At 47.0% G+C, this 19573-nt stretch carries 19 protein-coding genes; 7 read left to right on the plus strand and 12 right to left on the minus strand.

Features of this window, described 5'->3' with window-relative positions:
* Positions 1 to 4: 4 nt before the first annotated feature.
* The 6 genes from HG1285_RS08975 to pseB are packed head-to-tail and all read right to left on the minus strand — an operon-like array spanning position 5 to position 5531.
* Positions 5 to 922 carry a ketoacyl-ACP synthase III gene (locus HG1285_RS08975; RefSeq protein ID WP_008287559.1) on the minus strand — a complete coding sequence of 306 codons (918 nt, stop codon included), beginning with the start codon at positions 920 to 922 and terminating at the stop codon, positions 5 to 7.
* Positions 919 to 1512, minus strand: a complete 594-nt coding sequence (locus tag HG1285_RS08970) for a hypothetical protein (RefSeq protein ID WP_008287560.1) — start codon at positions 1510 to 1512, stop codon at positions 919 to 921. The genes HG1285_RS08975 and HG1285_RS08970 overlap by 4 nt, the downstream gene beginning before the upstream one ends.
* A 3-nt stretch (positions 1513 to 1515) precedes the next feature.
* On the minus strand, positions 1516 to 2328 hold the full coding sequence (locus HG1285_RS08965) for an AAC(3) family N-acetyltransferase (protein ID WP_008287561.1): 813 nt from the start codon (positions 2326 to 2328) through the stop codon (positions 1516 to 1518).
* A 2-nt stretch (positions 2329 to 2330) separates the two neighbouring features.
* The gene (locus tag HG1285_RS08960) at positions 2331 to 3395 is read right to left on the minus strand and encodes a hypothetical protein (RefSeq protein WP_008287562.1); all 1065 of its coding nucleotides are present in this window, start codon (positions 3393 to 3395) and stop codon (positions 2331 to 2333) included.
* A complete protein-coding gene (pseC, locus tag HG1285_RS08955) occupies positions 3373 to 4515 on the minus strand; it encodes a UDP-4-amino-4,6-dideoxy-N-acetyl-beta-L-altrosamine transaminase (RefSeq protein ID WP_008287563.1) in 1143 nt (380 codons plus the stop codon). Before pseC ends, HG1285_RS08960 begins: the two co-directional genes overlap by 23 nt.
* Complete coding sequence (pseB, locus tag HG1285_RS08950; RefSeq protein WP_008287564.1) at positions 4512 to 5531, minus strand: UDP-N-acetylglucosamine 4,6-dehydratase (inverting); 1020 nt, start codon at positions 5529 to 5531, stop codon at positions 4512 to 4514. Before pseB ends, pseC begins: the two co-directional genes overlap by 4 nt.
* Positions 5532 to 5562: 31 nt before the next feature.
* Here pseB and HG1285_RS08945 point away from each other — a divergent pair, with 31 nt between their 5' ends.
* The 6 genes from HG1285_RS08945 to HG1285_RS08920 all read left to right on the plus strand — a co-directional run bounded on the left by HG1285_RS08945 (position 5563) and on the right by HG1285_RS08920 (position 11578).
* Positions 5563 to 7524 carry a 6-hydroxymethylpterin diphosphokinase MptE-like protein gene (locus tag HG1285_RS08945; protein ID WP_008287565.1) on the plus strand — a complete coding sequence of 654 codons (1962 nt, stop codon included), beginning with the start codon at positions 5563 to 5565 and terminating at the stop codon, positions 7522 to 7524.
* 66 nt (positions 7525 to 7590) lie between these two features.
* Complete coding sequence (locus HG1285_RS08940; protein WP_008287566.1) at positions 7591 to 9168, plus strand: flagellin; 1578 nt, start codon at positions 7591 to 7593, stop codon at positions 9166 to 9168.
* A 56-nt stretch (positions 9169 to 9224) separates the two neighbouring features.
* Positions 9225 to 9596: a flagellar protein FlaG gene (locus HG1285_RS08935; protein WP_008287567.1), complete on the plus strand. Its 372-nt coding sequence runs from the start codon at positions 9225 to 9227 to the stop codon at positions 9594 to 9596.
* A gap of 2 nt (positions 9597 to 9598) precedes the next feature.
* Positions 9599 to 10930, plus strand: coding sequence for a flagellar filament capping protein FliD (fliD, locus tag HG1285_RS08930; RefSeq protein WP_008287568.1), 1332 nt, complete (start codon positions 9599 to 9601; stop codon positions 10928 to 10930).
* Positions 10927 to 11343, plus strand: a complete 417-nt coding sequence (gene fliS / locus HG1285_RS08925) for a flagellar export chaperone FliS (RefSeq protein ID WP_008287569.1) — start codon at positions 10927 to 10929, stop codon at positions 11341 to 11343. Before fliD ends, fliS begins: the two co-directional genes overlap by 4 nt.
* Positions 11336 to 11578: a hypothetical protein gene (locus tag HG1285_RS08920; protein ID WP_008287570.1), complete on the plus strand. Its 243-nt coding sequence runs from the start codon at positions 11336 to 11338 to the stop codon at positions 11576 to 11578. The genes fliS and HG1285_RS08920 overlap by 8 nt, the downstream gene beginning before the upstream one ends.
* Before the next feature lie 9 nt (positions 11579 to 11587).
* On the opposite strand, the gene glp is transcribed toward HG1285_RS08920, so the two are convergent.
* Together glp and HG1285_RS08910 are read right to left on the minus strand one after the other, a co-directional pair.
* Positions 11588 to 12808, minus strand: coding sequence for a gephyrin-like molybdotransferase Glp (gene glp / locus HG1285_RS08915; RefSeq protein ID WP_008287571.1), 1221 nt, complete (start codon positions 12806 to 12808; stop codon positions 11588 to 11590).
* Complete coding sequence (locus HG1285_RS08910) at positions 12801 to 14342, minus strand: HDIG domain-containing metalloprotein (protein WP_008287572.1); 1542 nt, start codon at positions 14340 to 14342, stop codon at positions 12801 to 12803. Before HG1285_RS08910 ends, glp begins: the two co-directional genes overlap by 8 nt.
* A 56-nt stretch (positions 14343 to 14398) precedes the next feature.
* Here HG1285_RS08910 and HG1285_RS08905 point away from each other — a divergent pair, with 56 nt between their 5' ends.
* The gene (locus tag HG1285_RS08905; RefSeq protein WP_008287573.1) at positions 14399 to 15586 is read left to right on the plus strand and encodes a hypothetical protein; all 1188 of its coding nucleotides are present in this window, start codon (positions 14399 to 14401) and stop codon (positions 15584 to 15586) included.
* Here the strand turns inward: HG1285_RS08905 and HG1285_RS08900 are convergent.
* From HG1285_RS08900 to HG1285_RS08885, 4 genes are read right to left on the minus strand one after another with little or no spacing between them, the layout of a single operon-like run.
* Complete coding sequence (locus tag HG1285_RS08900) at positions 15577 to 16710, minus strand: acetoin utilization protein AcuC (RefSeq protein ID WP_008287574.1); 1134 nt, start codon at positions 16708 to 16710, stop codon at positions 15577 to 15579. The genes HG1285_RS08905 and HG1285_RS08900 overlap by 10 nt on opposite strands.
* Positions 16707 to 17990: a PDC sensor domain-containing protein gene (locus tag HG1285_RS08895; protein WP_008287575.1), complete on the minus strand. Its 1284-nt coding sequence runs from the start codon at positions 17988 to 17990 to the stop codon at positions 16707 to 16709. Before HG1285_RS08895 ends, HG1285_RS08900 begins: the two co-directional genes overlap by 4 nt.
* Positions 17987 to 19153 (minus strand): LL-diaminopimelate aminotransferase, encoded by a 1167-nt coding sequence (locus HG1285_RS08890; protein WP_008287576.1) that lies wholly within the window; start codon positions 19151 to 19153, stop codon positions 17987 to 17989. The genes HG1285_RS08895 and HG1285_RS08890 overlap by 4 nt, the downstream gene beginning before the upstream one ends.
* Before the next feature lie 49 nt (positions 19154 to 19202).
* Positions 19203 to 19568, minus strand: coding sequence for a cupin domain-containing protein (locus HG1285_RS08885; RefSeq protein WP_008287577.1), 366 nt, complete (start codon positions 19566 to 19568; stop codon positions 19203 to 19205).
* Between the last annotated feature and the right edge of the window lie 5 nt (positions 19569 to 19573).

Genomic DNA, 19573 nt, shown 5'->3' on the forward strand with positions numbered 1-19573 from the left:
CTATCTACCTCCTTTCAAGTATGGCAGATGCCCAGGATAACCCTACACCGTATCCAGATATAAGCACAGTCTTTATATCCTCCTTATCTATAATTTTGCTAAGCATTATAGGTATAGAAGAGGAGACTGTGTTGCCGTAGTCCCACATATCAAAAAGTACTTTCTCTCGTGGGATCTTTAACCTGCTTATTAGGAAATCTAACATATACTTGCTTCCTGGGTGTAACACGTACGCATCTATTGAGTTTATGGAGAGATCGTTTCTCTCCAGCAGTTTATATATCTGACCGGGAACCTTCAACGATACAAAATTAAATACCTTACGACCGTTCATTTTGAGCTTATCTTCATCAACCATGATCGCATCGTATTCTTTCCCATCTGTGGAAAATACTGCGTCCTTGAGTATAAAGACGGGGTCTGGGGATATATAGGTTACAGTCGCCGCATCTCCAAACAGTAGAACTGTGTTCTTGTCGTCCTCGTCTATGATCTCAGAGTAAGGATCTGCGGTAAAAAGTAAACCATCAGATATAGAGTAATTCTTCATAAAGGATAGCAACACAGCAAGCCCGTACACATACCCACTACATCCCAAGGATATATCAAAGCAAGCACAATCCTCAGATAAGTTGAGCTTTCCATGAACTATAGCTGATACATGGGGTAAGCGAGTGTCAGGGTTCTGTGTAACCACTGAGCAGCACTTTATTTTATCTCCCCTTATTTTGGCTCTAACCCTTAAATGCTTATAAGCTTCAACACACATGTCCGATGTTTTCATGGACCTATCCTTTATTGCCCTAATATATACACCCAATTTTTCAATAAAATCGTCCCCTATGGAAAATTTTTCCTTCAAATCATAGTTTGAGATCCTATGTGTAGGTATGTATACGCCTATGTCCTTTATTCCGATCATGACAGCTCCTTCCCGCTAAAGTATATATAACCCAAGAATTTACCACCCAAATGTATCTCTGTCTTAATTATTGAAGTTCCTATGTTGCTTGCTACACTTAGCTCTAAAGGATATGCATCTTCTGTAAGTTTGCTATACAACTGTAACTTTACAAATAACCACTTGCGATTACGAAAAATAGAACTCAACAGGTGTTTGTTGAGACTCACTATCTCCTCTATTTTTGTATAACCACTCGGCTTTTCTAAAAGAATGGTTTTCCCTGGTTTTATCTCTGATGCGTTTATTATAGCTGATTCATCGTAAGGTTTTCTGCAATCAACTTTCTCGCTTAATTCGTAACACCATACTTTCCTTGGCTCAGCATGACCTATTTTGTATATCAATAGAGCGACCGGTTTGTTGTCCTCTTCTTCTGTATGAGTAGCATAAAGTTTCTTGTCTGCAAGTCTATAAAAATTAAGCTCAATATACGTAACATCTTCTCTCTTTCGGAGCTTTAGTACTTTCAGTAATTCATTGAACAGATCTGTGCTGTGTACATAATCCCTATCACCCTTGAAACAAATGTCTAACAATAACCCCTTCATAATCTATAAAAACCTATAAGGTTTGTTAGCTGGTTCTTCAGAAAGCCAGCTGTAAATGTCCTTCTTCAATAGGTCAATGGCACTTTCAAAAAAGAGCTTAGTATCGTATGCGTAAAGCTTGCCTTGTCCAAGCTTAGCTTCAAGTATTTGCCCTCCGTTTTTTTTAAAGTGATTAAAAAATTTTCTGTTTTTGTCCCTTTTCTTATCAATCTCGTCGTATATAGATCTGTATATTACATGCATATAGAAGTTTTCATGGCATAGCTTTCCATTTCTTATGACGGGATGATAGAATTCCTTGATAAATCTGTAGGGCACATGCATGATGAATTCCACATGATGGATAATACTACAGGTTAAATTTGGGGGTAGTCCGATACTTATGGTGAGTGCTTTTTCAAACTTGAGCATCCTGTCGTAAGGGCTGTCTATCCCGTATGAGAATCTTGTGTTGTTTGTACATATATGTTTAGCTTGCGGTCCAATGGCTGTAAATGAGGTAAACGGATGAAAGCTTCTAACACGATCTTTCTGACTTAAAAAATAGTTGGCTATTACACCGTGCATGGAAGGAGTCCTGTCTGGATCAAAAGGTACGTCTGTATTAGCCAGATGTAATGTGAATGTAGAAGTTATCAGGGTAGTTTCTTTGCCGCTGAAGAGAAGTATATACTTCAGCAAGGTTTCCATGAGAGCGTTTTTGGATTTAAACTTATGGGATCCCAGGTTCCCCAAGTTGCCAGATATAAAAATGACGTCATAACTATCTTTTACGATACTCTCTAATGCATGAGCGATATCATCCTCACCGTACATAGTCAGTTCTCCTCCAGCCATCCCAAACCGATAGCTATTCTATATTTTCCGTCTATAGTGTTTTCTTCGTCAAATCCATGTGGGAAATTAGCACCGCTGAAGTAAAGGGCCAACCTGCCATTTACCCTCACGGGTTGGTTTGCTGTAGACGTGGTTCCAGACTTCCACCCCTCCACGGATATTAGCGGTTTATCCGATATCCTTTCCCAGTGGATACAATCTTTGCTGTATGCCAGATAGACCTCTATCTTACCGTAGTGCGTTCCATTAGGAATTTCGCGTTCTATAAAGAAAACACGTAGAAAACCAAGGTAGTATTCTTTCCAGTTAAAAGGACATAAACTATAAAAATCTGCCCATTTGAAACCCTTTTGCTGAGCAAGTTTATCTTCTGCCTTTGAGGGCACCCATATGGTTTTAGGTCTCGTCCAGTTTACGAAGTCTCTGCTGGTTGACATACCAACGCATCTCCTTGTCCTGCCCTCTGAATCTATCTTGTAGGTCTTTACCATAGCCCTGTAGATCTTCTTTTTAGTGTCGTAAAATACAGGTGCAACGTCGCTAAACCACACCTTTTTGGTTTTTCTGTTAGGATATTTCTTTATAGATATTACAGGATTTCCCCTGTACTCTTCAAAGTGAAGCCCATCCTTTGAAAATGCAACACAATAACCTTTGGAAGAGTATCCAAAGAGCTTGTAAGGGTATTCATCTTTGGAGCTATAAAGCACAGAAGGTATATGATAGTCTGAAACCGCGTTAGACATGCACTCAAGATTTTTGGTTTTTCTGTAAAAATCTTGAACCTTTCCATTCACCTCAACGGTGGGGTAGAGCTTGGGAATGGACTCTTTAAGAGACCTGAATAGTGGCTTTTCCCAATTTATTCCGTCTTCTGACTCTGCCAAGCATACAAAAAAACCTATTCCATCCACGTAGCTCTGATAATACATCCTAAGTTTATCTCCAAGATTTATAACCGAACCGTAAAGATAAACGCTTTTTCCCTCCCAAGGGTATTCTGGAACAAGAATGGGGTTGTTTTCATACTCCAAAAACCTCAGCATCCTTGCAGGCTCCCACCACGAGTTTAAGCTCTTCTTCCTTCATAGAAGGATATATCGGCAAAGTAAAGACCCTTTTGTAGAAGTTTTCAGCATTAGGAAGTAAGAGATTGTGGTAGCCCAGCTCTCTATAAAGAGGATGTCTGTAAACAGGTATATAGTGAACTTGAACGCCTATGCCTTCTTCGCGTAATTTCTTTACTATCTCTCGCTTTATATCCGCATAGATGTCTTTCAACCTAACCGGATACAGGTGGTAAGAATGCAAAGTGTAGGGCTTTTCCACAGGCAGATCAAAGAAGGGATTTTCTCCAAGTTCGTTTGCATAATAGTTAGCTATCTCCCTCCTCCTCCTTACAAACCTGTCCAATTTCTTAAGTTGGGATATACCCAAACTTGCCTGTATGTCCGTTAGCCTGAAGTTAAAACCCAGAGCTTGGACTTCGTAATACCAATCCCCATCGGGCTCATACATGAACTTTTCTCTGTTTATGCCGTGGTTTCTTATGAGCAAGAGTTTTTGATATATATCCTCATCATTTGTCAGAACAGCACCTCCTTCCCCGGTAGTTATGTGCTTCACCGGATGGAAGCTAAAAACTGCTGCGTCCGAATGCTCACAACTGCCTACCTTTGAACCCTTGTACTCAGCCCCGAGGGCATGGCAGGCATCCTCTATAACTCTCAAACCATACCTGTCCGCTACGCTTCTTATCTTTTCCATGTCAACCGGGTGTCCCGCGTAGTGTACGGGAACTATCGCCTTGGTCTTGTCGGTAATTGCACCTTCAATCAGTTCCGAATTTATGTTCCCTGTATCTGGCTCCACATCTACGAATACGGGCTTTGCCCTCAGAACGAGGATCATGTTGGTGGTCGCCACGAAGGTTATGGGACTTGTTATAACCTCATCTCCTTCGGATATACCACAGGCGTAGTATGCCCCCAGCAGAGCGGAGGTGCCGGAGTTGAACACCACGCAGTACTTGGCACCACAGTATCGGGCAAGCTTATCCTCAAACTCTTTTACTTTGGGACCCTGTGTTATGAAGTCAGATTTCAGAACCTCAACGACAGCCTCTATGTCCTCTTCGTCTATGAACTGCCTTCCGTAAGGTATCATGCCAGCTCTATATCAAGCCTATCTATCATAGACCTTAGATCTTCCACGCTCAGCCACCAGTCGTTCTTATCGCTTCTGAAAATGAACCCTTCGGGTAACTTCTCTCCCCCGCCCCACTTCTCCAAGGGCTTGGTCTCAAACCACATTTCCGGAAGAATCACGAAGTAAGTTTTCCCGTTAGCTTTTACCTTAACCGTATGTCTTGCCTCGTCCTCGGACACGAGGGTCTCGTGTAGCTTCTCCCCGGGTCTTATACCTATCTCTCTCAATTCACAATCGGGACATACAGCCCTCGCAAGGTCAACTATCCTCATGCTCGGTATGTAAGGAACAAAGACCTCCCCACCTACGCTTTCAGACAGAGCAAATAGAACGAGATCTATAGCCTCATCAAAGGTTATCCAAAATCTCGTCATCCTCTTGTCTGTTATAGGAAGTTCCTTATTGCCCTCCTCTACCAGCTTTTTAAAGAAGGGAATCACGCTACCCCTACTTCCCACAACGTTGCCGTACCTGACCACAGAAAAGCATGTATCCTTAGCACCTGCATAGGCGTTCGCGGATACGAGGAGTTTCTCCATAGCCAGCTTGGTTGCCCCGTAGAGGTTTACAGGGTTCACAGCTTTGTCAGTTGAAAGGGCAACGACCTTCTTGACACCCTTGTCTATCGCCGCTTCTATTATGTTCTGCACACCCAAGATGTTGGTCTTGACCGCTTCTATGGGATTGTACTCAAGTATGGGAACCTGCTTTAGCGCAGCGGTATGGACTACGTAATCCACCCCCTCAAAAGCTCTGTAAAGTCTATCCTTATCTCTAATATCTCCGAGGAAGAACCTCATCTGAGGATACCTTTCCGGAGGAAACTCCTTCTGCATCTGGAACTGTTTAAATTCATCCCTGCTGAAGATTATGATCTTCTTGATCTGAGGGAATTCTCTGAGGAGTTCTCTAATAAATCTTTTACCAAAAGAACCTGTACCTCCGGTTATGAGTATGCTTCTGTCCTTAAGCATCTTAAAGAAATATAAATTATATTTTTGTATTATGAGCACTAAAGCTGAAGCTATAGAAAAGGAGCTCAAGGAGAGATATATAAGAAACCATTTTTTCCTTCAGAGAAATGCACCTTCTATATTCAGAAAGGTGAATCAGGATGGCGGAATAGAGTGGAAGGTCACGGTTGGGGATGATGGTTCTATAAACGCGATCGTTAACGGCTCTCTTTTATATCCTGAAGATCCCGTTTACGTAGCGGAAAAACAGGTGGAACTTTTTTCTGAGAACCCAGATAGGTTGATTTCTCAGCAGGTAATGACAGTTCCGAAGGTTGGACACGTTCATAAACGGTGTAGTGAAGAACTTATAGATATTGCAAAGAAATTCAACAGAAGTATGAATTTGAGCTTTGATTTTGACGGTAAGAACATACCAGTTCTGATAGTGTTAGGTGTGGGTTTTGGTTTTCATATAGAAAAGCTGATGAAAAAGTATAACATACAGCACATGATCGTAGCTGAACCCAACCCCGATCTTTTAAAGTTAAGCCTATATACACTGGATTGGCAGGGTGTGTTTAATTATTTTAGTAGACCAGGCAGAAGCTTTCACGTAATTTTAGGTGATGATGTTAAAAAAATAACTGAAGATATTGTCCATCTTTTTAATAGAATAAGTCCATCTTTTATATCATATATATTTTTCTTCAAGCATTTTTCTTCTGAGTTCTTTGATAACTTGAAGTATAAATTAGCTGGAGAGCTGCCTAATAGCTGGATACTATGGGGGTTTTTTGACGATGAGTACATCTCCATACAGCATACTATAAAAAACATAAAAAAAAGGATTCCTGTATTTATAGGTTCAAATTCAGAATTTGATATTCCAGTATTTGTTATAGGTTCTGGACCATCTCTGGATGGGAGTATAGAAATAATAAGAAGATTCCAGGATAAGGCTCTGATAGTGTCTTGTGGAACCGCACTATCTGCACTACATAAAGCTGGTATAAAACCAGATTTCCAGGTGGAGATAGAGAGAACTAAATCTACTTATAAGACGCTCAAAGAAATAGATCAAAAGTTTCTTAAAGGTATAGCTTTTATAGGTATGAATACGCTTTATCCCGGAGTATTCTCCTTGTTTAAGGAGAAATATATCTTCCTTAAACCTAACGATGCAGGTTCTGCTCTGTTACCTGAGTCTTTACCGAGAATATACTTTTCCAATCCGACGGTGACAGCTGCAGGTGTGTCTCTATTTGCCAATATGGGTTTCAAGAACATATATCTATTTGGGGTTGATCTTGGCACGAAAAAATTAGACCTAGTTCACTCTAAGCTCAGTAACTATAACGCTGATAACAGCTTCCTTAAGGGTAGAGACAAAGAGATAAAATTTGGAATGACTTATGAGGGGAATTTTGGTGGAGAAGTTTATACAAACGATGTGTTTTTTAATACTAAGAAAGCAATAGAAAATGTAATTAAAATTTTTAATAAAGTCCGGGTGTTTAATACATCAGACGGCATAAAGATAGAGGGAGCAGAGCCTTTACGTTCTGAAGGCATTCGTTTGGAAGAAGTATGCATTGATAAAGGTGAGATCATAGAGGTTGCAAAAAGTAATTTCTTCTCCACAGACGTCTATAAAGATATTGATATAGCGTCAGAGATAAGAGCTCTTAAAGAAGATTTTGGCAAGTACTACGAAAAATTCAAAGATATAGATAAGGCAAATAAAACAGATATAGAGTATATACTGTCTTTATTCTCAGATATGTTCATGTATATCATACACATAGGGCTATCAAAGGGTAAAACCAAGGGTGAGTATATCCTGCTCAATCTTTTGTCTCCATCTATAAAGGTGTTCAGCGCCTTTATACTTTCCAATGCGTACTCTATACGAGACATAGATGCAAGGGCTAAATACATTCGTGAATCTCTCAGAGCACTTAGAGGTTTTTTGAGAGATGCAAAAGACCTCATAGATAAGCTTGTGTACTAAGCTAAAAAAATCCTTCTATGTCCCGATAATAGAACCTGACAGAAATCTAGATAGGAGGTGTCAGCCATGGCTCTGAGAATTAACTTCAACTACTCTGCGGCGGTTACGCAAACCGCTCTGCAGACCAACAACAGGCTTATGAACAAGTCGTTGCTGAGGCTCTCAACGGGTCTCAGAATTCTGAACGCTGCGGACGATTCTGCAGGTTTGTTCATAGCCGATCAGCTTGCCGTTGTCTCCGCCGGTCTTGAGCAGGGTAACAGGAACATCCAGACGGGAATATCTGCGCTCCAGATAGCTGAGAATTCCGCAGGTCAGATTTACAACAAGCTAAAAGAGATCTACGTTAAGGCAGAGAATGCGGCAAACGACATCAACGACCCCAACGCAAGGGCAGCACTCCAGAGGGAGATCAACAACCTGATAGACGCTATAGAAAAGATAGGAAGGGATACGGAATACAACGGGATAAAATTACTGGATGGAACATTCACCAACAAATACATACACTATGGAGCGAGGAAAGATCAGGTTATATCTGTAAACATAGACAGCGTTCTGCCCAAGGATCTGGGTGCTTACATAGTTAAAGGTCAGGGTGCTATCTATACGAGTGGTGCTGTTTCTGTCGGTACATTCAGTGCGAACTTCACATCCGCAACCAACTGGGTGGTTGATAGCGGGGATTACGTTGACGTTGCTGGTATCCGTGTGCTTAGTTATGATGGGACAAGGCGTTTTGTGGACGCCAAGAGTTTGGCGGATGCCATAAACACCAACAAGGACTTGCAGGCACTCGGAATAGAAGCTCAAGCGAAAAATACCAACAGTGCGTCTAACAGCTTTACCGGGTTTGCAAACTTCTGGTCTACTACAGGCTCTACGGCTACTGTTAGTCAGGTAACCCTTGACTTCTACATTGGAAACAAAGATATTACCGGCTCGTCCGACTTCCAGGTCACGATAGACAGCAATATTACCAGTTTGAACCAGCTTGTGGAGGCGATAAATACCCAAGCTTCAGCTGCAGGCGTAGATATAAAGGCTAAGGCTGTTGATGGCAAACTCGTACTGGAAACCGGTGGCGGAGAGACCATTGCTGTAGATGTAGCGGTATCCGGAACAGACCTATCACAAGGTGCTACGGTTAATCTCAGCCAAATACTTGAGGGTGCCTCGGATATAACTGTAAGCACCAACACAAACAATTACTTCTACATAGACGTAGGTGAGATTGATATTGCCGGGGTGGAGAGTTACAATGTTAATCAAAGTGGAGTATCGGCTTCCAACGAAGGTTTCAACTTTGATGTTTCCACCGCAACCGCCAAAAACCTCAACGCGGTAAGCGTTCTGACTAACGCAAGTGCAGAAGAGGCACTCCTTATCTTGAAAAAAGCCATACAGAGGGTAGATATAGTCAGGTCTGAGATAGGAGCGGTTATGAACAACCTCCAGACCATATACGATGCCCAAAAAGTCGCTATGGACAACACCAATGAGGCGGAAAACGTCATAAGGAATGTGGACTTCTCCAAGGAGATGTCAACCTTCACAACCCTGCAGATCAGGATGCAGTCCGGTGTGGCAATGCTCGCACAGGCGAACACGCTACCTCAGCTTGTCCTCCAGCTGCTCAGGTAATAACTTTTAAGGAGGGAGGGCTTGTCCTTCCCTCCGCCTGAAAAGGAGAGCCTGCCATGAGGGTGAACGGCAAAGGTTCGGAAGTTGACTTTGAGGTTATAAGGCAGGTCTCAAGGCAGGTCAGCGTTCAAAGGAACAATGTTGAAAGCATAAGGAAGGACATAGAAAAGAGGGCTAAGGAGAGTGTCCAGGAGAGCGGTCTGAACAGGGAGGAACTCCAGAAACTTCTCAGGGAGATCCAGAGGAAGCTTGACTACCTGAACAGGTACCTGAAGATAGACATAGACGACCAGCTTGAGATACCTGTGGTTAAGGTTTTTGAAAGAGACACAAATAAACTTATCCGCCAGATCCCCCCAGACTACCTCCTTGAGCTCATGAAAAGGATAGACCAGATGCTCGGTGTTCTGCTGAGCGAGAGGGTTTAGCTATGGCAGGTGAGCTCTTTCTTTCGGGACTTACGGGGACTAATTTTGATGGCGGTGCGATAGTTGACCAGATAATGCAGCTGAGGTCCCTCCCGCTTCAAAGATTACAGCAGGAGAAGGCACTCGTCCAGGCTAAACTGTCCTCCCTTGGAAATCTATCCAAGGGCATAGGTGACTTCCTGTCCATATTTGAGGGACTTGACGTTGATGCCCTGTTCAAGGCTAAGCAGGCTACCTCCTCAAACACAGACGTCCTTACGGCAGCCGCTACGGACGATGCACCGAACCTGAGCTTTTCCGTTACGGTGAACAAGCTTTCTCAGGCTGAGATACGTGTCAGTAATGGAGGTGTGTCTGATCTTTCAAACACCTTTGCCTCTTCGGGTACGCTAACAATAACCTACGACACGGGAAACGGCACGGAGACCTTCAACATAGACTACAACGCGGGCGATACCCTTGAAGACCTGGTGGACGCTATAAACTCCACGCAGGAACGGGTAAAGGCAAGTGTATATTACGACGGAACCAGCTACAAGCTTATGCTCTCTGAAAACGATGTGGGGGCATCAACCGTTGAGACTGATACCGGAACGGGTGTTTACGTCATAAGCGTTTCTGGGCTTCCTTCCGAGCTTGGTAGCGGACTTGACACCCTTCAGAAGGCTCAGAATGCGGAGATAGTTATAGGAACGGGCTCGCCCGTAACGAGTCCTGATAACAAGTTTGAGGACGTCATAAGCGGTCTTACGATAGAGGTCAAGGATACCGGAAGTGCCAACGTGACCGTGTCAGAAAACTACTCAAAGGTTACCTCTTTCTTGAATGACTTCGTTAAGAAGTACAACGGACTCGTGAGGCTCGTTGATTCACTGACAACGGGTGAACAGGCTCTCTTCAGGGGAGATTACACCATAGGCAGTGTGAAGACCGGCATAGCTGAAAGGCTAAGCCCTCTGATTGACAAGGGCTTGATAGAGTACGATGGTGATACGGGAGAGATATCCCTGAATACGGACAAGCTGAACGAACTCCTCAACACAGACCCGGAGGGGGTTAAGTCCATAATAGAGGAACTCAAAGGTTCCTATTCTGCTTACCTTGAAGGTCAGAAAGACCTCTTCAGCAGCTTTGAGAAGACTTACAGCGAGCAGGTTGAGGACATAGACAACAGGATTCAGTCCCTCGCCCAGAGGCTCGTTCAGGAAGAGAAGTTACTCAGGAGGGAATACGCCCAGCTTGAAGCTTTCATAGCTCAGGCTGAGGAGCTTAGGCAGAGGTTCCAGCAGTTCATGGTGTCCCTCTCCAAAATTACCGGAGGTGATAAGAAATGAATCCAGCAGAGGTTTATCTGCAGAGCATGGTTGAGAACGCAAATCCCCTCAGGCTCGTAATAATGCTGTACGACAAGGCTATATCCTGTATAGAGGATTCTATATACGCCATAGAGGAAGGGCTGGAGGAGACCGAGAACGTGAAGAGGAAAGCGGAAAACCTGACACGGGCTATGGACATACTTATAGTCTTGAAGGCTTCCCTTGACCAGGAGAAGGGCAAGGAGATAGCCAAAAACCTTGACGAAATCTACGATGTTCTTATAAATGAGATTGTGAGCGCAAACATGAGAAACGATGTTGAGCTTCTTAAGAAGATAAAGGAAGTCCTTGAGGAGCTGAGAGAAGCTTGGGAAGAGGCGGAAAGGAACGTCTACGGAAAGGAGGAGGTCTCGGCGAGGGCGAATGAATGAGAACCTTAAAGAGATACTTTTGAAATGCGAGGTATACCTTGAAGAGGGCAACTACGATGCGCTCATAGAGTCCCTTGAGAAGCTCGTTAACCTTGAACTGAAAGACTTTACCAAGGAGGATTACGAGGAGGCTCTGAAGATAATAGAGTTCCTCATAAAGAAAGCGGAGGACAGGAAGCTAAACATAGCAGAAAAGCTCATGAACTTCCAGAGGTTCAAGGGCTATATAAGATAGCTATAAAGCTTAAAACAACACCACCTCAACCTCTTCACCCTTCTTTAGTTCGTTAACGCCTTCGTAAACAACCAGGTAGGCGTTAGCCCCCACAAAAGAGGTGAGCATGTGGGACTGCTGTTTTGCCAACGGCTCGCACAGGAACCTCCCTTCTTCAAACCAGACCCTCGCCCTCGCAAACTCCCTCCTCTTAGCGTCCCTTCTCGTGAAGTCCCTCGTGAGCACGGCGGTCACCTTTCTCTTGAATACTTCCCTCGCACCCAGCATAGTCCTTATAGCAGGGTAAACGAGCAGGTCAAAGGCTACGCCGCAGGATACAGGGTTTCCGGGCAGTCCGAAGAAGAGCTTATTCTTCCCGTAGGTTCCAAAGAGAACCGGCTTCGCCGGTTTTATCCTGAGCTTGTGAAACTTCACGTTCACACCGATTTCACGGACAAGGTACTGGACGTAGTCCTTTTCGCCCATGGATACTCCGCCCGTGGTTATGAATATGTCGTAGTCTTTACACGTTTTCAGAACCCTCAGGAGCTCTTCCGGGTCGTCGGGTGCTATCCCGAGCTGGTGGGGTATGCCTCCGGAGCTCTCAATGAGGGAATAGAGCATGTGGTGGTTTGAGCTCCTTATCTGGGAGGGTCTCTTCTGGGTCTCCCCGACCTCCAGCAGTTCGTCACCGGTGGACAGAACGGCAACCTTCGGTCTGCGGTAGACCTCAACCACAGCCCTGTTAACGAAGGCGAGCATACCGACCTCGTAGCCTCTTATCTCGTGTCCTCTGAAGAGAACTACCTCTCCCTCTCTGACGTCCTCTCCTCTCAGACGGACGTTGGAGCCCTTCTTGAAAGCTCTCTTTATGTAAACTTTACCTCCCTTGGTTTCCGTGTATTCCACCGGGACGACCGTGTCAGCCCCTTCGGGTATGGGCGCTCCCGTGAATATCTTCACCGCTGTTCCCTTATCAACCTTGATCTCCTCACCTGTGCCCGCCGAGTACTCTCCCACGAGCTCCAGAACCGCCGGGTTCTCCTCGGAGGCGTTCTTTACGTCTTCGTATCTCACGGCGAAGCCGTCCATCGCAGAGTTATCAAATAGAGGCTTGTCCGTGTCTGAAGGCACATCCTCCGCGAGGAAGCAACCGAGGGCGTCGTAAAGGAAGACCCTCTCGGTGCTCAGGGGTTCCACACTCTCTAAAACGATCCTGAGGGCATCTTCAAGGGGGGTAAGCTCAGGCATGTTCACCTCCAGCTGTAAGAATGTCCTCGTAGGCTTTCTTCACGAACTCAACAGCCTCCTCCCGAGTCCTCATACTCCCCTCCATCTGTGCTTCCTCTAACCTCCTCTTTATCTCGCCGACCATCTTCCCCTGCGTTATGTTGAGGATAGCCATTATCTCGTGTCCGTTCAGCAGGGGCTTTACCCTTTCTTCGGTGAGCTCGTTCCTCTTGAAGCTCTCAAGCTCACTTATCGTTTCAAGGAGAGCTTTGACCTCCTCCTCCGTGTCGCCGCTGGCAAAGGCGTCCGCTATGGAGAGGAGGAATAGATGGGGTGCTATGTCTCCACACTCCTTCCAGAAGTTAGCCATTCCCTTTCTCTTTAACTCCCCTCTGAGGAAGGATTCCCTGAGGTAAAAGGGTCTGAGGTGGTACCTTACGAGCTTGCCTATGAACCTTGTGGCCGGCTCTCCCCACTTGAGCCTCTTCCCGATCCTCTTAACTATTTCCTCTCCTACCTTGTCGTGGTTGTAGAAGGTTACCTTTCCGTCCTTAATGGCGTAAGTGTCGGGCTTGCCTATGTCGTGGAGCAGGGCTCCCCACTTTAGGAGCTCAACGTCGGTAAACTCTCCCAGAAACCTCCTGCACCCGAAGTCTCCGAGCAGCTCAACGCTCAGGTACTTTGTCCTCTCCTCTATAACTTTCTCAACCTCTTCAAGTATCTTCAGGGTGTGCTCGTCAAGGGGGTAGATGTGGTGCTCCCCCTGGTCTTTGATGTTCCTGAGCTTTGCGAACTCCGGGAAGACCTCTTCAAGCAGCCCCACCTCATACAACTTTCTCACGACCTTTGAGGCTCTGGGGTGCTTCATCACCTTGAAGAGCTCGTGGGTTATCCTCTCGGCGGGAGCCTTGGTTACGAGTCTTCTGTTTACCTCCACGAACCTGTAAAAGTCCTCCGTAAGCTTTAGCTCCTTCTCCACAGAAAGCCTGAAGCCCCTTAGTATCCTCACAGGGTCTCTCCTGAGGTTTTCCTCGGATATAGGCCTGAGAAGACCCTGCTCCATGTCCTTAATTCCGCCGGTCGGGTCAAATACGACCGTCTGCTTTGCACCTATGCTCAGCACATCGTCCAGGTTTACCGCTATGGCGTTGGCGGTGAAGTCTCTCTCCTTCAGGTCTTCAACGAGGGCTTTCTCAAGGTCTTTACCCTTCACCTGGGAGAAGTCAAACCTGTACCTGTAAGGGGGAAGGTGTATAACCACGGAAGCCACCACAGGTCTCTTTATGAGCAGCCCTTTCTTTTCAAACACGAAGAAGTGTCCACCTGTCCTTTCGGCGAAGTCCTGGGCTATCTTCACAGGGTCACAGGTCACGAGGAAGTCCACGTCTATGTTGTGCCCCACGGGTTCGCCCAGTATCCTGTCTCTTACCCAGCCCCCCACTATGAAGCAGTAGTCCTCTCTCGGGAGCACCTTGGCGATGTCGTCAAAGTAGGAAAGGTAGAAGTTCAGTCCGTGGAGAGTGTGTTTGCCTCTGGACACAAGTTCAATTTCCATAGTCTTCTATTCTAAGGCTTTATTGGGGAATTTCTATGCTGTTATCATAGGGTCTCATGGTGCTCCTCCTGCTTGTGCTGGTGTCCCTGAGCTTCTCTGAGCTCTTAGACCTATCCACCGAAGAGAACGAGGGAGCCTTCGGGATAAAGGATATGCACGGGTGGTTCTGTTTCGTGGGCAGGCGTAGCTCCGAGGAAAATGGTTATGACGCCCTCCTGGGGGTGTGCGACGGGACCTGCAAAGCCTACTCGGTGGGCTCTGCCCGTGACGACTACAGCTACAGCGTTGAATCTACTGGGAACCTGTGCCTTGCCGGCGTGACCACGCTCGCGAAGGGAGACATGGACTTCCTATTAGTTACCTTCGGTAGGGAGGGCGTGGAGGAGACCGTGTCCATGGGGGGTGAGGGGAACGATATGCTCTGGTTTCTCAGGAGGGTTGAGGGCGGGTACCTCCTCGTGGGAGGTGTTCAGGATGAGGACTGGGACATACTCGTGGTCAAGCTTAACGACGGACTCCTGCCTGTATGGGTTCGTCGGCTCGGAACTGAGTTTGAAGAGTACGCCTACGGCGTGGTTGAGTGGAGAGGAAAGTACTACGTTGTGGGTAGGAGCAACTACCGTGGAAACTGGGACGCTTTTGTCCTTGAGCTGTCCCCGAGGGGCAGGCTCCTGTCCTCAAAACTTATCGGAAGCGGCTCCAAGGACTACCTGAGGTACGTAGGGCTCTTCAGGGGAGAACCCCTTGCGGTGGGTAGGTCTGAGACAAATGGAGACAGCGATGTGCTTTTATTTTCACCGCGGAGCGGTCTTTGCCGCCTGTACGATGGGGGCGAGTTTGATTACGGAAGGGTTTTCTCAGAGGACAGGGGCAGGCTGCTCTTGATGGGAGACACTTACGGGAGAACCCATTCGGACGGGCTGCTCCTAGTCTTAGATGGGGAGTTTGAGGTCGTTAAGGCTTACTCAATAGGTGGAGAGGACGTGGAGTCAGTCCGTTACCTTGACGGTAGGCTCTTTGCGGGCTACACCTACTCCTTTACTTTGGACAACGACGTTCTGCTGGGAAGGGTAGGGGACTCATGTGCCAGCCTTGTCAGGGAGGTGCCTTTCAGGAGGAGGGAAGGCAGGCTTGAGTTCTACCGATACCCCCTTGAGGAGAGGGATTACGCCTTCCGTCTACTTGATCTGGGTGTTGAGGTCAGGTCTATACGACTTAAGGAGATGGAGCCCTGTCAGGAGTAAACGAGTTCCTTCATCTTCAGGGCAATTCTTCTCATTTCCTCCCTTATCTCGCCGGTTCTGGGCTCGTCTATCAATTTCTCGTACATGTAGCTCCTGTCTATCTCGTCGTCAAACTCTTCCCAGTCCACCGCTTCAAGGACTTCCCTGCCCTGTGGGGTTATGTTCTCGGGTATGTCTCTTCCCGATATTTCGCACCATATCATCGCCCAAGACCTCGCCAAGGCTATGGGGTTGTATCCTCCTCCTCCCAAATACACGCCCTTTCCGAGGGCGTCCCTTACGATCCTAAAAGCTTCCAGAAATCCTACGTTGGAGAGCTCAAACTTGGATAGGGGGTCTTCTAAGAGGGGGTCTGTGCCCAGCTGGACTACATAGACCTGCGGTGTGAACACGTCAAGGAGGTGTGAGAGGGTCTTTTCCAATATAAAGAGGAACTCCGAGTCATTTACGCCCTTGGGCAGCGGTAGGTTGAGGTTGTAACCCTTGCCCTTGCCCTCACCTCTTTCCTCTATGAAGCCTCTCTCAAAGGGGAAGGCGTACTCGGGAGATTGGTGGAGGGAGAGGACGTAAACCTCGTCGCTGTCGTAGTAGGCGGTCTGGACTCCGTCGCAGTGGTGGGCGTCAAGGTCTATGTAGAGGATTTTGTTAAAGCCTTTCTGCCTCAAGACCTCTATGGCTATGACGGGATCGTTGATAAAGCAAAAGCCGTGCGCCCTGTCTCTGAAGGCGTGGTGCATTCCACCTGCGGGGTTGAAGGCAGAATTTCCCTCTAAAAACAGCTCTACCGCCTGAACGGAAGAACCCGTCGCGAGGGAAGAACCTCTGAACATGGCTGGAGACACGGGGTTCTCGTAACTGCCTATGCCGAACCTCTCCCTCGCTCCCTTGGGGACGCACTGGCACTCATCCGCCTCTATGAGGGTGTCTATATACTCCTTGTCGTGGAATAGGAGTAGCTCTTCCATGATTGCCGGTCTTCCCTCCACCTTCTCCTCTTCCTCTATGAGACCCATGGCTACGAGGAAGTCCAGCAGGAGGGAGACCCTCGGTATGCGTAGGGGGTGGTTCTTGGTGTATCTGAGGTTTTTGTACTTGAGACTGCCTATGAGTTTGGCTTTGGTCATACCGTAGTTTCCTTGAAGCTCTTGACGAGCTTGTGGATCTGACGGAAGTTGATGTCTCCTGCGAGTATGTATGTCTTTCCTTCGTAGGTGAAGCGCTCGGAGACGGTTATGCAGAAGTCATCGGTAGCCTTGGAAAGGTAGACGTCCGATATAAAGGAGCCCTCCCTGAAAGCCTGTTTGAAGTAGGGCTTCTCAGACCTGTCGCTTCCCTTCTTACCCTGGGCTACAAAGTAGTCCACCTTGGGGTTCACTATGTTGTTGGTTATCTGGAGCCCCTTCTCACTCATGATGTAGAAGAGCTCAAAGTAGGGGTACCTTTCAAATAAGTCGTAGAGAACATACTCCCAGGTGTCTTTAGGGGCACTCCTGACGTGTTCAACTATGTCCTTGAAGTCCGAGAGTATGTGTTTCTTTATGTTGGTGATCAGCTTTTGCTTCGTGGGGTCGTGGAGTATCAGGGTGGGCTGGAGCCCGTGAACTATGAAGACCGAGCCATCAATTTTGGCTGTCCTGCTCCTGAGCTCGTCCTTGAGTCGGTATAGTTTTTCCTCCGAGTCCAGTATTGACATATCAAGACAGAAGCCGTATATGTGAACCTGCTGAAACTCACCGAACAGGAGCGTGTACTCTCTGTGAAACTCCTTGAAGAGCTCCTTTATGCTCTCCTTGGCAGGTAGCTGGCTGGACATTATCCAGAGCTCTCCCTTCTCCGGGACTCCCATTATCTCACCCTCAAAGAAGTCCTTTACATCCTCAATAAATATCTTCTGAACGCTCTCCACCTTCTCCGTCCCGAAGACCTTCTTGAAGTTGTCCAGGTTCTTCAACCCGAATATGCAGAGGTATTCCTTTTTACCTATGCTGGAGTGAACTCTCTGCATCATGGGGAGCATGTGTTCCCTGTGGTGTGTTACGTAATGAAGCAGCGTGTCGTAGGTCAGCACCCCCAGATATGTTCCTTTTCTGTCTGTGATTATCACGGGCTCTCTGTCTATGGGAAGCAGGTCAAATATCCCCGAGAGACCCTCCTTCTTCATGGAGGTGTTCCTGAGCTTACAGCAGGTAGTGGCGATATCACCCGCTATGAGCTTCTCGCTTGAGTACCTCTCAACCTTGTCCCGGTAAACTAAGCCCACAGGCACGTTTCCCTTTAGTACCGTGAGGTACTTGTATATACCCAACTCGTCAAATACACCTTTCAGCTCTTTCAAGCCGAGGTCGTAGGGAACCGTAGGTACGCTGATGCTTATGTCAAGGAGGCTTATCTCCTCCGCCTTCATAACTTTAAATTTTCTATCCTCTTGGCGGCTTCAACAAGTCTTTCTGTGGGCACGGTTAGGGATATCCTGAAGTAGCCCTCTCCTGCATCTCCGAAGCCGTTTCCGGGTGTGCAGACTATACCAGCCTCGTCAATGAGCCTTCCCACGAAGTCCGCGGAGCTGTACCCTTCTGGAACCTTTATCCAGATGTAGAAGGTCACGTCAGATTCTAAAGGCTCAAGACCGAGCTTCCTTAAAGCGGAGGTCATGACCTCTCTTCTCTCCTTGTATATCGCCCTGAGTTTGTCCAGCTCGCTTTCGGGCATGTTGAGTGCGGTTATACCAGCCTCCTGAACGGCGTTGAACTGACCCGAGTCCACGTTGGTCTTCACCTTCCCGAGACCCTTGACCAATTCCTCGTTACCGACCGCCATGCCTATTCTCCAACCAGTCATGTTGTAGGTTTTGGAGAGGGAGTGGAACTCTATCGCCACGTCCTTTGCGCCGTCCATCTGGAGTATGGATATGGGTTTTCTATCGCCGAGGTATATCTCCGAGTATGCGTTGTCGGAGGCGATTATTATGTTATGCTTCTTCGCCCACTTTATAAGGTCTTTGTAGAAGTCCTCGGTGGCATCTGCGGAGGTGGGGTTGTTGGGGTAGTTCACCCAGATTATCTTCGCCCTGTCCACTATGTCTTGGGGTATAGAACCTATGTCGGGCAGGAAGTTATTTTCCGCTTTCAGGGGAACGGTGTAAGGTTCTCCGCCTGCGAATATGGTTCCTATCTTATAAACGGGGTAGGCGGGATCAGGGCATATAACCACGTCACCCTCTTGGACGAAAGCCAGCGGAAAGTGGGCAACACCCTCCTTTGATCCTATGAGGGCTATCACCTCGTTGTCGGGGCAGAGGTCTATGTCAAACCTCCTCTTGTACCACTGGGAGACAGCCTCCCTGTATGCCTTCATTCCCACGTAGGAGGGATACTTGTGGTTATCGGGGTTCTCTGCAGCCCTTTGGAGGGCTTCCACTATAGGCTGGGGCGTGGGCAGGTCTGGGTCTCCCACTCCGAGGTCTATAACGTCAACTCCTTGTTCCAGCTTCTCCTGTTTTCTCCTGTCCAGCTCTGCAAAGAGATAGGGGGGTAGGACTTTAAGTCTCTGGGCGAGTTCAAAAGCCATCGGTTACCTCCTTCAGAATGTCAAGGCTAATATTTTAACGCCAGTGGGTCTATAACTCCACCTTCACGCTGTCCTTTCCATCGTAGCTGGGACTGAAGACCGCAAGGAGGACGGATACCTCCGCCCTGTTAACGTAAAAGTGAACCTTCTTCTTGGGTATGTAGGCTATGTCGCCTTCGTAGAGGAGATAGGTCTCTCCGTCAAGGTATAGCTCTCCGCAGCCCTTTAGAACTCTGAAGGTTAGGTCGTGGTGATCGTGGTAGTGGGGTTCTTCCGCGGTGGATATGAACGCCAAAACCTGAGTCATGTGGGGAGAGTTGCTCAGTTTGACCACCTCTATGCCCTTGACCTCCTGAGCTTTGGTCTCAATTATCTTCTCTAAGTCCCTCTCTCCTTCTGTGCTCACGAACTTCATGGCTT

The organism is Hydrogenivirga sp. 128-5-R1-1 (assembly GCF_000171895.1).

Bases quoted from the DNA above. Each gene is read 5' to 3' on its own strand.
- HG1285_RS08970 (WP_008287560.1), bottom strand. From the start codon at position 1,512: ATGAAGGGGTTATTGTTAGACATTTGTTTCAAGGGTGATAGGGATTAT.
- glp (WP_008287571.1), bottom strand. From the start codon at position 12,808: ATGCCTGAGCTTACCCCCCTTGAAGATGCCCTCAGGATCGTTTTAGAG.
- HG1285_RS08940 (WP_008287566.1), top strand. From the start codon at position 7,591: ATGGCTCTGAGAATTAACTTCAACTACTCTGCGGCGGTTACGCAAACC.
- HG1285_RS08885 (WP_008287577.1), bottom strand. From the start codon at position 19,568: ATGAAGTTCGTGAGCACAGAAGGAGAGAGGGACTTAGAGAAGATAATT.
- fliS (WP_008287569.1), top strand. From the start codon at position 10,927: ATGAATCCAGCAGAGGTTTATCTGCAGAGCATGGTTGAGAACGCAAAT.
- HG1285_RS08900 (WP_008287574.1), bottom strand. From the start codon at position 16,710: ATGACCAAAGCCAAACTCATAGGCAGTCTCAAGTACAAAAACCTCAGA.
- HG1285_RS08965 (WP_008287561.1), bottom strand. From the start codon at position 2,328: ATGTACGGTGAGGATGATATCGCTCATGCATTAGAGAGTATCGTAAAA.
- pseC (WP_008287563.1), bottom strand. From the start codon at position 4,515: ATGATACCTTACGGAAGGCAGTTCATAGACGAAGAGGACATAGAGGCT.
- HG1285_RS08890 (WP_008287576.1), bottom strand. From the start codon at position 19,153: ATGGCTTTTGAACTCGCCCAGAGACTTAAAGTCCTACCCCCCTATCTC.
- pseB (WP_008287564.1), bottom strand. From the start codon at position 5,531: ATGCTTAAGGACAGAAGCATACTCATAACCGGAGGTACAGGTTCTTTT.
- HG1285_RS08975 (WP_008287559.1), bottom strand. From the start codon at position 922: ATGATCGGAATAAAGGACATAGGCGTATACATACCTACACATAGGATC.
- fliD (WP_008287568.1), top strand. From the start codon at position 9,599: ATGGCAGGTGAGCTCTTTCTTTCGGGACTTACGGGGACTAATTTTGAT.
- HG1285_RS08905 (WP_008287573.1), top strand. From the start codon at position 14,399: ATGGTGCTCCTCCTGCTTGTGCTGGTGTCCCTGAGCTTCTCTGAGCTC.
- HG1285_RS08910 (WP_008287572.1), bottom strand. From the start codon at position 14,342: ATGGAAATTGAACTTGTGTCCAGAGGCAAACACACTCTCCACGGACTG.
- HG1285_RS08960 (WP_008287562.1), bottom strand. From the start codon at position 3,395: ATGCTGAGGTTTTTGGAGTATGAAAACAACCCCATTCTTGTTCCAGAA.
- HG1285_RS08895 (WP_008287575.1), bottom strand. From the start codon at position 17,990: ATGAAGGCGGAGGAGATAAGCCTCCTTGACATAAGCATCAGCGTACCT.
- HG1285_RS08920 (WP_008287570.1), top strand. From the start codon at position 11,336: ATGAATGAGAACCTTAAAGAGATACTTTTGAAATGCGAGGTATACCTT.
- HG1285_RS08935 (WP_008287567.1), top strand. From the start codon at position 9,225: ATGAGGGTGAACGGCAAAGGTTCGGAAGTTGACTTTGAGGTTATAAGG.
- HG1285_RS08945 (WP_008287565.1), top strand. From the start codon at position 5,563: ATGAGCACTAAAGCTGAAGCTATAGAAAAGGAGCTCAAGGAGAGATAT.